General features: G+C 72.3%; 12 protein-coding genes. 5 read left to right on the top strand and 7 right to left on the bottom strand.

The window, feature by feature from the left end; all coding sequences use genetic code 11:
- Positions 1-66 precede the first annotated feature (66 nt).
- Positions 67-1,317: an amino acid deaminase/aldolase gene (locus CPH93_RS28365; RefSeq protein WP_096214453.1), complete on the top strand. Its 1,251-nt coding sequence runs from the start codon at positions 67-69 to the stop codon at positions 1,315-1,317.
- A 34-nt stretch (positions 1,318-1,351) separates the two neighbouring features.
- Here the strand turns inward: CPH93_RS28365 and CPH93_RS28360 are convergent, their stop codons facing one another.
- The 4 genes from CPH93_RS28360 to CPH93_RS28345 all read right to left on the bottom strand — a co-directional run bounded on the left by CPH93_RS28360 (position 1,352) and on the right by CPH93_RS28345 (position 6,287).
- Positions 1,352-2,620: a haloacid dehalogenase-like hydrolase gene (locus CPH93_RS28360; protein WP_093482318.1), complete on the bottom strand. Its 1,269-nt coding sequence runs from the start codon at positions 2,618-2,620 to the stop codon at positions 1,352-1,354.
- A 125-nt stretch (positions 2,621-2,745) separates the two neighbouring features.
- Positions 2,746-3,531, bottom strand: a complete 786-nt coding sequence (locus CPH93_RS28355) for a 3-oxoacyl-ACP reductase (RefSeq protein ID WP_093482319.1) — start codon at positions 3,529-3,531, stop codon at positions 2,746-2,748.
- Entirely contained in the window at positions 3,532-4,908 is a 1,377-nt protein-coding gene (locus CPH93_RS28350) for an aldehyde dehydrogenase family protein (RefSeq protein WP_096214452.1), read from the bottom strand.
- Between the two features lie 11 nt (positions 4,909-4,919).
- Positions 4,920-6,287: a glutamine synthetase family protein gene (locus tag CPH93_RS28345; protein ID WP_093482321.1), complete on the bottom strand. Its 1,368-nt coding sequence runs from the start codon at positions 6,285-6,287 to the stop codon at positions 4,920-4,922.
- Positions 6,288-6,360: 73 nt separating this feature from the next.
- On the opposite strand from CPH93_RS28345, the gene CPH93_RS28340 reads away from it, so the two are divergent.
- From CPH93_RS28340 to CPH93_RS28330, 3 genes are all read left to right on the top strand, one after another.
- A complete protein-coding gene (locus CPH93_RS28340) occupies positions 6,361-7,080 on the top strand; it encodes a FadR/GntR family transcriptional regulator (protein WP_093482322.1) in 720 nt (239 codons plus the stop codon).
- 279 nt (positions 7,081-7,359) lie between these two features.
- Entirely contained in the window at positions 7,360-8,799 is a 1,440-nt protein-coding gene (locus tag CPH93_RS28335) for an amino acid permease (protein ID WP_231977489.1), read from the top strand.
- A 19-nt stretch (positions 8,800-8,818) separates the two neighbouring features.
- Positions 8,819-9,508, top strand: coding sequence for a gamma-glutamyl-gamma-aminobutyrate hydrolase family protein (locus CPH93_RS28330; RefSeq protein WP_093648811.1), 690 nt, complete (start codon positions 8,819-8,821; stop codon positions 9,506-9,508).
- A gap of 28 nt (positions 9,509-9,536) precedes the next feature.
- Here CPH93_RS28330 and CPH93_RS28325 read toward each other — a convergent pair whose 3' ends face one another.
- Positions 9,537-10,469, bottom strand: a complete 933-nt coding sequence (locus CPH93_RS28325) for a LysR family transcriptional regulator (protein WP_173909899.1) — start codon at positions 10,467-10,469, stop codon at positions 9,537-9,539.
- Between the two features lie 99 nt (positions 10,470-10,568).
- Between CPH93_RS28325 and CPH93_RS28320 the strand changes: the two genes are divergently transcribed.
- Entirely contained in the window at positions 10,569-11,711 is a 1,143-nt protein-coding gene (locus CPH93_RS28320) for a TDT family transporter (protein WP_096214451.1), read from the top strand.
- Between the two features lie 69 nt (positions 11,712-11,780).
- Here CPH93_RS28320 and CPH93_RS28315 read toward each other — a convergent pair whose 3' ends face one another.
- Entirely contained in the window at positions 11,781-12,518 is a 738-nt protein-coding gene (locus CPH93_RS28315) for a helical backbone metal receptor (protein WP_096215625.1), read from the bottom strand.
- Between the two features lie 50 nt (positions 12,519-12,568).
- Positions 12,569-13,015 (bottom strand): hypothetical protein, encoded by a 447-nt coding sequence (locus tag CPH93_RS28310; RefSeq protein ID WP_093482325.1) that lies wholly within the window; start codon positions 13,013-13,015, stop codon positions 12,569-12,571.
- Between the last annotated feature and the right edge of the window lie 298 nt (positions 13,016-13,313).

The following is a 13,313-nucleotide window of genomic DNA, read 5'->3' as shown; positions in this document are numbered from 1 at the left end:
CCCCTGTCCGCTCTGTGGCCATCTCTCCCCTTACCCCGTGGTAGGAGGTTCTGGCAGGCTGCGGCCATGTCACCGCAGACTGCCGACGCGCATGGCGACCGGGCCCGTCCCCCCGCTCTCGACGGGAAGACCCCGTTCGACCGGGCCACCGCACACCTCGACGCTCCGCTGGCCGTCGTCGACCTGGAGGCCTTCGACGCCAACGCCGCCGATCTGGTGCGCCGTTCCAAGGGGAAGCCGGTCCGGGTGGCGAGCAAGTCGGTGCGCTGCCGGGCGCTGCTGGAGCGGGTGCTGGCCCGGGAGGGCTTCGCGGGGATCATGAGTTTCACGCTGGCCGAGTCGCTGTGGCTGGCCCGCTCGGGCTTCCGCGACATCCTGCTGGCGTATCCGACCGCGGACCGGGCGGGGCTGGCCGAGCTGACCGCCGAGCCGCAGCTGGCGGCCGCGGTGACGGTGATGGTCGACGACCCGGCGCAGCTGGATCTGATCGACGCGGCCCGCCCGGACGGTGCGCCCGGCGGCGCGGAGGTGCGGGTGTGCCTGGAGCTGGACACCTCCTTCCGGCTGCTGGGCGGGAAGGTACGGGTCGGTGCGCGCCGCTCTCCACTGCGGGAGCCGGCCCAACTGGCCGCGCTGGCCCGGGCGGTGGTGCGCCGCCCCGGGTTCCGTCTGGTGGGGCTGATGGCGTACGAGGGGCATCTGGCGGGGGTGGGCGACGAGGTCGCCGGCAAGCCGGTGTTCTCGCGGGCCGTCCAGGTGATGCAGGCGGCGGCGCGCAAGGAGCTGGCGCGGCGGCGCTGGGAGGCCGTACGGGCGGTGCGGGCGGTGGCACCGCGGCTGGAGTTCGTCAACGGCGGCGGGACCGGCAGTGTGCAGCACACCGCGGCGGAGGCGGCGGTCACCGAGATCGCGGCCGGCTCGGGGCTGTACGTACCGCGGCTGTTCGACAACTTCCGTTCGTTCAGCGGGCGTCCGGCGGCATTGTTCGCCCAGCCGGTGGTGCGCCGCCCCGGCCCGGGCGTGGTGACGGTGCTGGGCGGCGGCTATCCGGCGTCGGGGGCGGCGGGCGCGGACCGGCTGCCGGTGCCGTATCTGCCGGCCGGGCTGCGCTACGACCCGCAGGAGGGCCCCGGCGAGGTGCAGACGCCGCTGCTGGGGCCGGCCGCCGACGGGCTGCGGATCGGCGACAAGGTGTGGTTCCGGCACGCCAAGGCCGGTGAACTGTGCGAGCGGTTCGACGAGTTGCACCTGATCGAGGGGGACCGGGTGGTGGACACGGTCCCGACGTACCGCGGGGAGGGCCGCACCTTTCTCTGACCGGTGCGGCCCTCCCCCGTACGGAGCCGGTGGCTCAGTACACCGTGTCCTGCTGGTCCGGGATCACCGAGCCGTCGGGGCGGTGGATCGGGGCGAGGGTGCCGTCCGGCTGGACGTAGCCGGCGGTCGAGCACGGGTACGCGTCGGTCTTGCGCTTCTTCGGCTCGATGAACATCGGGTTGATGATCCAGCGGTGGTCGCTGTTGTCGTACGCCCGGCACATCAGCTCGGTCTTGTTGCGGTTGATGGCCAGGTGGCCGGCGGTGGCATCGCCGACGAACGTCACATCGGTCTCGGCGTCGCCCGCCGCGAAGGCGGCACGGTGCGCCGGGTCCTGCTGCTGCCAGGCCTTGGCGCCCTTGACGTGGAAGATCTCCTGGTTGATCCAGCAGCGCTTGCCGTCCATGTACGTCAGGACCTCGCCGTTGGTGTCCTTGACGTCACCGCAGCCCTGGACGCCGGTGGTGAGCCGGCCGTCGCGGACGATGTTGCGGATGCCGACGATGTGGTCACGGTCGATGCCCACACCGGGCGCCCAGGCGCGCACCAGCGGCTCGGCGGACGCCGAGACGATGTAGACGTCGAAGCCGGCCTTCTTGAGAGTGCCGATGAGGTCGCGCTGCTGCTCGTAGTAGCGGATGTATCCGGCCCACTTGTGCGTGCCGACCGTCTGCTCCGTACCGATCGGCGCGGCGAGGTTCTGCTTGCGCGCCTTGGCGGCGTACGAGGTCAGGGTGTCCGGGCTGTGCCCGGCGAACAGCTGGGTGATCCAGACGTAGGAGGGCACCGTGCGCCGGTGGTTCCACTCCCCCGCGAACGCGGGCTTGCCGTCCGAGGTCTTCTCGTCGTTGTAGACGTCGAGGATCTCGTCGGTGCAGCCGGTGTCGGTCGAGGTCGGCAGCGGGCGGCCGGCCGGTACGGAGGTGCCGCAGGCCTTGGTGAGCGCGGCGGCCGCGTCGTCGGTCAGCCACTTGTTGGTGGCCTTCCAGCTGGCGGGGCGCAGCACCTTGTCGTGCCGCAGCATCCAGGCCAGCGTGGCGTCGGAGATGTCGTTCTTGACGACGGTGTTGTCCCAGTCGAAGGTCGCGACCGGCCGCGCCCCGTCGGAGCCGGCACAACTGCCCTGCTCATCGATCATTTTCTGCAGCTTGGCACGGTTGTCGCCGTACCAGCCCTTGGTGACGTGGAGGGTGGGGCACTGACGCGGTGCCGGGCCCGCCGTGGCCGTCTGGGCGGACGCGACGCCGCCTCCCACGACCGCGAGGGCGGCACCTGCTGCCAACCAGCGACGTTTGGTGAGCATGGAACGCACTCCTGTCGAACGAAGAATCGAAGGCGGAGGCTAGCGCATGGCGGCCGGGCGTGGTGCGAAGCCCGGCCACCATGATGCTGAAGTGGAGGTGAACAACTAGGGCCACGCCCTAGTGGTTACACCGGGGTGACGTACGCGCCCGCGATCCCACCGTCGACCAGGAATTCGGCGGCGTTGACGAACGAGGAGTCGTCGCTGGCGAGGAAGGCGACGGCCGAGGCGATCTCCTCGGGCTCGGCGAACCGGCCGACCGGGACGTGCACCAGGCGGCGCGCGGCCCGCTCGGGGTCCTTGGCGAACAGCTCCTTGAGCAGCGGGGTGTTGACCGGCCCGGGGCACAGCGCGTTGACCCGGATGCCCTCGCGGGCGAACTGCACGCCCAGTTCACGGGACATGGACAGCACGCCGCCCTTGGAGGCGGTGTAGCTGATCTGGGAGGTGGCGGCACCCATGACGGCCACGAAGGAGGCGGTGTTGATGATGGAGCCCTTGCCCTGGCGCTGCATGTAGGGCAGGGCGTGCTTGCAGCAGAGGTAGACCGAGGTCAGGTTGACCTCCTGGACGCGCTTCCAGGCGTCCAGGCCGGTGGTGAGGATCGAGTCGTCGTCGGGCGGCGAGATGCCGGCGTTGTTGAAGGCGATGTCCACCGAGCCATAGGTGTCGAAGGCGGTCTTGTAGAGCGCCTCGACCTGCTCGGAGTCGGTCACATCGACCTGGACGTACAGGCCGCCGACCTCTTCGGCGGCGGCCTTGCCCGCCACCTCGTCGATGTCGGCGCAGACGATGTGGGCGCCTTCGGAGGCCAGTCGGCGGGCGGTGGCCAGGCCGATGCCGCTGCCGGCTCCGGTGATCACGGCGGTACGGCCGACGAGGCGGCGGCACACTGCGGTCTGGTCGGTCACTTAGCGCTCCTCTGTGCTGATGAAGATGTTCTTGGTCTCGGTGAAGGCGGTGAGCGCGTCCGGGCCCAGTTCACGGCCGAGGCCGGACTGCTTGAACCCGCCGAAGGGGGTCCAATACCGCACGCTGCTGTGGGAGTTGACGGAGAGGTTGCCGGCCGCCACGCCGCGCGAGACCCGCAGGGCGCGGCCGACGTCACGGGTCCACAGCGAGCCGGACAGGCCGTAGTCGGTGGTGTTGGCGATCCGGACCGCGTCGGCCTCGTCGTCGAAGGGCATGACCACGGCGACCGGGCCGAAGATCTCCTCGACGGCCGTACGGTCCTCGGGGCGGCCCTCCAGGACGGTGGCCGGGTACCAGAAGCCCTTGCCGGCGGGCGCCTCGCCGCGGATGGCGGCCGGGGCGTCCTCGGGGACGTAGGACCGTACGCGGTCGCGCTGGGCAGCGGAGATCAGCGGTCCCATCTGGGTGGCGGGATCCGCCGGGTCGCCGACGGTGAACGCCTTGACCTGGGGCTCCAGCAGCTCCAGGAAGCGGTCGTAGACGCCGCGCTGGACGAGGATGCGGCTGCGGGCGCAGCAGTCCTGGCCGGTGTTGTCGAGGAAGGAGCCGGGGGCGGCGGCCGCGGCGGCTTCGAGATCGGCGTCGGCGAAGACGATGTTGGGGCTCTTGCCGCCGAGTTCGAGGGTGAGCCGCTTGGTCTGTGCCGCGCAGCGGCCCGCGATCTGCCGGCCGGTCGCGGTGGAGCCGGTGAAGACGACCTTGGCGACGCCGGGGTGGTCGACCAGCGCGGTGCCGGTGACCGGGCCCTCGCCGGGCAGGACCTGGAAGAGGCCCTCGGGCAGCCCGGCCTCCAGGGCGAGTTCGGCGAGCCTGAGCGCGGTGAGCGGGGTGGTCTCGGCGGGCTTGAGGAGGACCGCGTTGCCGGCCGCGAGCGCGGGGGCGGTGCCCCAGGCGGCGATCGGCATCGGGAAGTTCCAGGGCGCGATGACGGCGACCACGCCGAGCGGCTCCTGGACGGTGATGTTCAGGCCGCCGGCGACGGGAATCTGGGTGCCGTTCAGGCGCTCCACTCCCCCGGCCGCGTAGTGCAGCAGATCGCGGACGTTGCCCGCTTCCCACCGGGCGTTGCCCAGCGGGTGGCCGGCTTCCTTGAGTTCGAGCGCGGCGAGCGGCTCGATGTGGGCGTCGACGACCTCGGCGAAGCGGCGCAGCAGCCGGGCCCGGTCGCCGGGTGCCATCGCGGCCCAGGACTGCTGGGCGGCGGCGGCCCGGCGGACCGCGGCGTCGACCTCGGCGGGCGAGGTCGTGGGGACGGTCGCCACCACTTCCTCGGTCGCCGGGTTGAGGATCTTCAGCTCGTGCAGACCAGTGGACACGTGCGGGTTCCTTACATGCGCTCGAAGGAGCGGAAGCGCTCCCAGTCCGTGACGGCGGCGTCGTAGGCGTCCTGCTCGACGCGGGCCATGTGGCGGTAGTGGTCGACGACCTCGTCGCCGAAGGCCTCGCGGGCGATCGGGCTGTTCTCCCACAGCTCGGCGGCCTCGCGCAGGGTGGTGGGGACGTGTGCGGCGTCGCCGTTGTAGGCGTTGCCGGTGGTGGCCTCGGGGAGTTCCAGCTCGTGCTCGATGCCGTACAGGCCGGCCGCGACCATGCCGGCGACCGCGAGGTAGGGGTTCACATCGCCGCCGGGCAGGCGGTTCTCCAGGCGGTGGGCGCGGCCGTGCCCGACCACCCGCAGGGCGCAGGTGCGGTTGTCGGGACCCCAGGCGACGGCGGTGGGCGCGAAGGAGCCGGGGCGGAAGCGCTTGTAGGAGTTGATGTTGGGTGCGTAGAAGAGCGTGAAGTCACGCATCGCGGCGAGCTGGCCCGCCAGGAAGTGCTGCATGGTCTTCGACATGCCGTACGGGCCGCTCTCGTCGGCCAGCACCGGCCGGCCGTCCTCGTCCTGCAGCGAGAGGTGGATGTGACAGGAGTTGCCCTCGCGCTCGTCGTACTTCGCCATGAAGGTGAGCGACATGCCCTCCTGGGCGGCGATCTCCTTGGCACCGGTCTTGTAGATGCTGTGCTGGTCGCAAGTGGTGAGCGCCTCGTCGTAGACGAACACGATCTCGTGCTGGCCGAGGTTGCACTCGCCCTTGGCGGACTCGACCGTCATCCCGGCCGCGCCCATCTCGTTGCGGATCCGGCGCAGGACGGGCTCGACGCGGCCGGTGCCGAGGACGGAGTAGTCGCCGTTCCACTGGTTCGCGGGGTTCATCTCGCGGTAGCCGCGGGACCAGGCGTCCTCGTAGGAGTCCTTGAAGAGCATGAACTCCAGCTCGGTGCCGGCGTACGCGCTCCAGCCGCGCTCGGCGAGCCGGTCGAGCTGGCGGCGCAGGATCTGCCGGGGCGAGGCGACGACCGGGGAGCGGTCGTGCCAGGCGAGGTCGGCGGTGATCAGGGCGGTGCCGGCGTTCCAGGGGGTGCGGCGCAGGGTGGCGACATCGCCGTGCATGGCGAAGTCGCCGTAGCCGCGTTCCCAGGAGGACATGGCGTAGCCCTCGACGGTGTTGAGGTCGACATCGACGGCGAGGAGGTAGTTGCAGCCCTCCGTGCCGTGGTCGAGGACGGTGTCGAGGAAATATCGGGCCGCGAACCGCTTGCCCTGGAGCCGGCCTTGCATATCGGTGAAGGCGAGGACGACAGTGTCGATCTCCCCGGCGTCGACGAGGACTCTGAGCTCCTCGACGGAGAGTGGGGGCGTGCGGTCTGCCACGGTGTTGCCTCCTGTCACTGCATCCGGAGGTCATAAGGTAGGCACACGAACCATTGATTGGGAAGGGGTATCGATGGACGGTGCGGCTGACCGGCTGGCGCCCGTGCTGCGGCCGGTGCGGGCGGGCAACGGCTTCGAGGAGGCGCTGGAGCAGATACTCCAGATCGTCCGGCTCGGCCTGGTACCCCAGGGCGAGCGGCTGCCCGCGGAGCGGGAGCTGGCGGAGCGGCTGCAGATCAGCCGGGTCACCCTGCGCGAGGTGCTCAAGGTGCTGCAGGACGAGGGCCTGGTGGAGAGCCGGCGCGGACGCTACGGCGGCACCTTCGTCCGGGTACGGGCGGAGAATCCGGGCGAGGCCGAGCTGCGCCGCCGGACCGAGAAGATCGACGTCGAGGACACCCTGCGCTTCCGGGAGGTGCTGGAGGTGGGCGCGGCCGGGCTGTGCGCCGCCCACGGGCTGTCCGACGTGCGGCAAGACCGGCTGCGGGCGGCGCTCGCGGCGACCCAGGAGGCCCCGCTGGCCGACTACCGCCGGCAGGACACCCTGCTGCATCTGACGCTCGCCGAGCTGTCCGGCTCGCCGTCGCTGGCGGCGCAGTACGCGGCGGTGCGGGCGAGCGTGAACGATCTGCTGGACTGCATCCCGCTGCTGGTGCGGAATCTGGAGCACTCCCAGACCCAGCACAGCGCGCTGGTCGAGGCGGTGCTGGAGGGCGATGCGGACGGGGCGCGCGAGGTGATGCGGGAGCACTGCGCGGGCACGGCGGCCCTGCTGCGCGGCTTCCTGTCATGAAACCGCTCGCCTCGGGAAACCTCACCGTCACGAGATATTTCCGTCCAGGTCTTGCGCTCAGCCGCCCTGGCAGCAAAGGTATCGCCCCATACCTTTATTGCGAGGCTGGGAGCGGTTCGCCGGACGCCGTACCCGCCACGGATTCCCGAGGCCCTCGGAGGCGTTGTGTCCATCGACAAGCCCGCGACGAACCCAGACCAGGAACATCAATCTCCTCAGCTGTCCAGCGATGAAGAGCGCCTCCACCAACTCGGTTACGCGCAGGAACTCGCCCGCTCCATGTCGGCGTTCTCCAACTTCGCCGTCTCGTTCAGCATCATCTCGGTCCTCTCCGGCTGTCTGACGCTGTACGGCTTCGGCATGAACACCGGCGGACCCGCCCTGATCACCTGGGGCTGGCCGGTGGTCGGCGTCATGACCCTGTTCGTGGGCCTGGCCATGGCCGAGGTCTGCTCCAGTTACCCAACCGCGGGCGGCCTGTACTACTGGGCGGCGAAACTGGCTCCCTCCCGCGGCCCGGCCTGGTCCTGGTTCACCGGCTGGTTCAACTTCCTCGGCCAGGTCGCGGTGACCGCGGGCGTCGACTTCGGGGCCGCGTCCTTCCTGAACGCGCTGCTGGACCTGCAGTTCGGCTTCACCGCCACCCCGGCACACACCATCATGCTGTTCGGACTGGTCCTGCTGGCGCACGGCCTGCTGAACACCCTCGGCGTGAAGCTGGTCTCGCTGCTCAACAACGTCAGCGTGTGGTGGCACGTCTTCGGTGTGCTGGTCATCGTGGGCGCGCTGGTCGTCCTGCCGTCGAAGCACCAGTCCGCCTCCTTCGTCTTCACGCACGTCGTCAACAACACCGGCTGGCACTCCAGCCTCTACGTCGGGCTGCTGGGACTGCTGCTCGCGCAGTACACCTTCACCGGCTACGACGCCTCGGCACACATGACCGAGGAGACCCACGACGCGGCCAAGGCCGGGCCGCGCGGCATCGTGATGTCGATCCTCGTCTCGCTGGTCGCCGGCTGGATACTGCTGGTCGGCATCACCTTCGCCATCCAGGACTACGACGGCGCGCTGAGCAGCAAGACCGGCGTCCCCCCGGCACAGATCTTCATCGACGCCCTCGGCAGCACCGGCGGCAAGCTGCTCCTGCTGATCGCCATCGGCGCCCAGTTCTTCTGCGGCATGGCGTCGGTCACCGCCAACTCGCGGATGATCTACGCCTTCTCCCGGGACGGCGCGCTGCCCGGCTCCCGGCTGTGGCACCGCATCAACAAGCGGACCAAGACCCCGACCAACGCGGTCTGGCTCTCCGCCGGCGGCGCCTTCCTGCTGGGCCTGCCGTACCTGTGGAACACCACGGCGTACGCGGCCGTCACCTCGATCGCCGTGATCGGCCTGTACATCGCCTACGTCCTGCCCATCTTCCTCCGCCTGCTGCAGGGCGACCGGTTCGAGCGCGGCCCGTGGCACCTCGGCCGCTGGAGCAAGGTCATAGGCATCATCGCCGTCGGCTGGACCTTGGTCATCTCCGTCCTGTTCATGCTCCCCACGAGCAGCCCGGTCACGGCGGACACCTTCAACTACACCCCGCTCGCCGTCCTCGTCGTCCTCGGCTTCGCCGGCATCTGGTGGCTGGTATCGGCCCGCAAGTGGTTCACCGGACCGAAGGTCCAGGGCTCGGCCGAGGAGCTGGCCGCCATTGAGCACGAACTCGAATTCTGAAGGGACCCGATCCGTGTCCATGCCTCTCATCGGCATCAGCACCTACCAGCAGGAAGCCAGCTGGGGGGTCTGGACGCTGCCGGCCGCGCTGGTGCCCGCCGGATATCCGCGGCTGGTGCAGCGCTCGGGCGGGCTGCCCGTGCTGCTGCCGCCGGGCGACCCGGCGACCGCCGCCGCGACGGTGGCCCGGCTGGACGCGGTGGTGATCGCCGGCGGTGCGGATGTGGCACCGGCGCGGTACGGTGCGGAGCCGCACCCCCGCACCGGTCCGCCGTCCCTGGACCGGGACGCCTGGGAACTGGCCCTGATCGAGGCCGCGTTGGCGGGCGGCGTCCCGCTGCTGGGCATCTGCCGCGGCCTCCAGCTGCTGAACGTGGCGCTGGGCGGCACCCTCGTCCAGCACCTCGACGGCCACGCCGGCGCCCCCGGGGTCTTCGAGCGGCACGACATCAAGCCGGTCCCCGGGACGCTGCTGGACCGTACGCTGCCCGAGCCGGTCTCCGTGCCGACGTACCACCACCAGGCCGTGGACCGGCTCGGCCGCGGACTGCTGGTCTCGGCCTACGCGGAGGACGGCACCATCGAGGCCCTGGAGCTGCCGGACGCGCCCGGCTTCACGCTGGCGGTGCAGTGGCACCCGGAGGCCGGCGACGACACCCGGGTGATGGAAGCCCTGGTGGCGGCGAGCGGGGCGGCCGCGGAGGACTGACCCGGCGGCCCGCCGGGACGGCCGCCGCTCAGGCCGTCCCGCGGGTCAGTCCCAGCAGCTGGCGGGCCGGGCCCACCGGGCGCTGACCGGCCGGCCACACGGCCCGCAGCTCACGGCCCAGCCGCAGCCCGTGCACCGGAATCTCCACCAGCCGGCGCGCGGTCAGCTCCTCCCCGACGGCGAGTTCACTCAGCACGGAGGGTGCCGCCTCGCTCACCACCGCCGCCTTCACGGCGGTGGTCGAGGCGAGTTCGAGGAGCGGTGCGGCCAGGCCGCCGTGCCGGGCCAGCGCCGCATCCAGCACCTGCCGGGTCCCCGAGCCGCGTTCGCGCAGGATCAGCGGGGTGGCCGCGAGTTCGGCGGCGGTCAGCTCCGTACGCCGCCGGGTCCAGGGGTGGGACGGGGCGGCGACCACGATCAGCCGGTCGTGCCCGATGACCGTCCCGTCCAGCCCCTCCGGCACCTCCAGCCCCTCCACGAATCCGAGGTCGGCCGCGCCGGTCAGCAGCCGCTCGGCGACCGCGCTGGAATTGCCGGCGAGCAGCGAGACGGCGGTCCCGGGCCGCTGGGCGCGCAGGGCGATCAGCCACCCGGGCAGCAGGTACTCGGCGATCGTCATGCTGGCCGCGACCCGCAGCCGGGAATCGCGCCGGCCGCGCAGCGCCTGCGCCCCCGCGTCGAAGGCCTCGGCCGCCTCCACCACCCGCCGCGCCCAGTCGGTCACCAGCGCACCGGCGTCCGTCAGCCGGGAGCCGCGCGGCGAGCGTTCGACCAGCGCCACCCCCAACTGCCGCTCCATGGACCGGATCCGGCTGCTGGCAGCGGGCTGGCTGATCCCGCGCGCACGGGCGGCCCGCCCCAGACTGCCGAGCCGGGCGACGGCGAGCAGCAGCTCCAGCGCACCGAGATCCGGGACCCGGTGTGCCAGCGACACGGCACCGGGCTCGGCCTCCTCACCCATCGACTCCCCCAGACACGACCCTGCACATAACCCCAGCTTATGCCCTCATAGACGCGATGCCCCTGGTGGCGCCGGCGCCCGGCAACGACGCTGTATGCCATGGCAACCCTCGTGCACGCACCTTCCCGCGCCGGCACCGGTGGCGGCACCGGCACACCCGCTCCAAAGGGCTCGGTCCGCCATCTCGGGCCCAACTGGTACGCCGCTGTCATGGGGACCGCGATCGTCGCAGGCGCCGGTGCGGCCCTGCCGTTCACCGCGACCGGTCCCCGGCTCGCGTACCAGGCCGTCTGGGCGCTGTCGGCGCTGATGCTGCTGGCCCTGCTGGCCGCCCGGGCTGTGCACTGGGTCCGCCACGGGGACCAGGCGCGCCGCCATCTGCTGGACCCCGCGGTCGCCCCCTTCTACGGCTGTACGGCGATGGCGCTGCTGGCGGTGGGCGGCGGCACGCTGGCCGTGGGCCGGGAGGTCATCGGCGCCCCCGCCGCCCTCGCCGCGGACGCCGTCCTGTGGAGCCTGGGCACCCTCGTCGGCCTCGCGGCGGCCGCGGCGATCCCGTATCTGATGGTGACCCGGCACCGCATCGCCCCCGGCAGCGCCTCCCCCGTCTGGCTGCTGCCGCTGGTCGCGCCCATGGTCTCGGCGGCGCTGGGCCTGGCGCTGGTGCCGTATCTGCCGGCCGGCCCGTGGCAGCAGACCCTGCTCTTCGCCTGCTACGCGCTGTTCGGGATGTCCCTGCTGGCCACGCTGCTCGTGCTGCCGCTCGTGCTGTCCCGGCTGATCCATCACGGCCCGCTCCCGCTCGCGCTGACCCCCACGCTGTTCCTCGTCCTGGGCCCGCTGGGCCAGTCCACCACCGCGGTGACCAACCTCGCCCATGTCGCGCCGGGAGTCGTGGACTCCTCCCTGGCGCCCGCGATGGACGCCTTCGCGGTGCTCTACGGCGTCCCGGTGATGGGCTTCGCCCTGCTCTGGCTCGCGCTCGCGACGGCGATGGTGGTCCGCGCCTTCCGCAACGGCATGGGTTTCGCGATGACCTGGTGGGGCTTCACCTTCCCGCTGGGGACCTGTGTCACGGGGGCGGCGGGACTTGCCCGGCAGACCGGGCTGGGCGCCTTCGACGGGCTCGCGGTGGCCCTCTACGCACTGCTCGTCACGGCGGTGGCGGTGGCCTTCACCCGCACCGCGTTCGGGCTGGCCCGCGGACATCTGCTGGCGCCGCCCCGGCCGGTCGCCCCGTAGCCGCCAACCGCCCAACGGGCCCGTAGCCGCCAACCGCCCGACGGCCCGTAGCCGCCATCCGCCCGGCGGTCAGCGGGCCGTGGCCAGCGCCTCGGCCAGCACCGCCGGAGCCTCCGCCAGCGACGGCCCGTACCAGGTCAGATGCCGGCCGCTGACCAGCGCCGCGGGCAGCGCGGGAAACGCCTCCGGACCGTCCTCGGCGGTGAAGCGGTACGGCTCGTCGGGCAGCACGACGAGCTCGGCGCCGGCGCTGTGGAGCTCCTCCAGCGGGACCCGGGGGTAGCGGTCAGCGTGGCCCGCGTACCGGTTGCGTACGCCGAGCCGGGCGAGGAGGTCGCCGGCGAAGGTGTCCCGGCCCAGCACCATCCACGGCCGGCGCCAGATGGGCACCACCGCCGTGCGCTCCGTGGCCGGGGCCGGCAGCTCCCGCCAGGCGGCCTCGGCGGCCGCCAGCCACCCGGGCCGGGTCAGGCCGCAGCCGTCCACCAGCACCCGGGTCAGCTCGCGCCATGCCTGGTCCAGCGTCCGCACCTCGGTGACCAGGACGTCCGTCCCCGCGGCACGGAGCGCGGCCAAGTCCTGCGGACGGTTCTCCTCCTCGTTGGCGAGGACGAGCCCGGGCGCCAGCGCGGCGATCGCCCGGAGGTCGGGGTTCTTGGTGCCGCCGATCCGGGTGACGTCCAGCCCGGCGGGGTGGCTGCACCAGTCGGTGGCTCCGACCAGCAGCTCAGGCGCGCAGGCGGCCACCGCCTCGGTGAGGGAGGGCACCAGGGACACCACGCGCCGGGGGGAACGAGGACCGGTCATCCGCCCACGGTACGCGCCCGCCCCGGGACCGCCGCCCCGCATCCCGCCGGTCAACCCGCCCCTGGGGAGCGCCCGTTGGCCGTGCGGCGGAGCCAGTACGCCGCGCCTCCGGCCAGGGCGAACAGCGCCAGACCGCCGACCGCCTGACCGGCGTCGACCCCCTCGACCCGGCCGTCCCGCACGGTGACGGTCTCGGTGAACCTCTCCCGGCCCGGCCCGCATTCGACGGTGACCGGGTAACGGCCCGGCGCCGTCCCCTCGGCGACCTGGACATCGGCCGCCATCCCGCGGTGCGCCGGCCGCAGCACCACCGACCCGAACAGCGGCGAGGCCACCCGGGCCCCGGTGGCCGGAGCACACCGGCTGCCGTCACTGATGCGCACCCGCTGGCCGGCCACCATGGGATCCGGCTCGACATGGGCCGACGCGGCGGGCGCGGCGAGACCCAGGACGGCGACGCCGAGCAGGGCGGCAGCGGCGGTGTGCGCAGGCTTCACGATCCTCTCCTTCGGCGTCCGCGACCGCTGCGGCCGTGGGCAGACCACGGCGACCGCCAAGGAAATACCGTCATACACCAGAGCGAATCACCTGGCCCGTACCGCCGCGCAGCAAACGCGGCCGGTCAGGTGAGCCGTCCGGAGATCTCGCCGTACCGGCCGCGTTTGGGACCGGCGGCGGCCCACGATGGCCGCCGCCGAACGGGTCACCCGGCACGGGCCGCCCATGCGACGGGCCCCGCCACCCGGCCATTGCCGGGGACGGGGCCCACTGCGGGAGCGTGCCGGGCACGCCCCG

Origin of the sequence: Streptomyces sp. 2323.1, assembly GCF_900221035.1 — a bacterium.
Taxonomy (GTDB): Bacteria; Actinomycetota; Actinomycetes; order Streptomycetales; family Streptomycetaceae; genus Streptomyces; species Streptomyces sioyaensis.
This window is presented reverse-complemented; position numbering and strand designations above follow the sequence as displayed.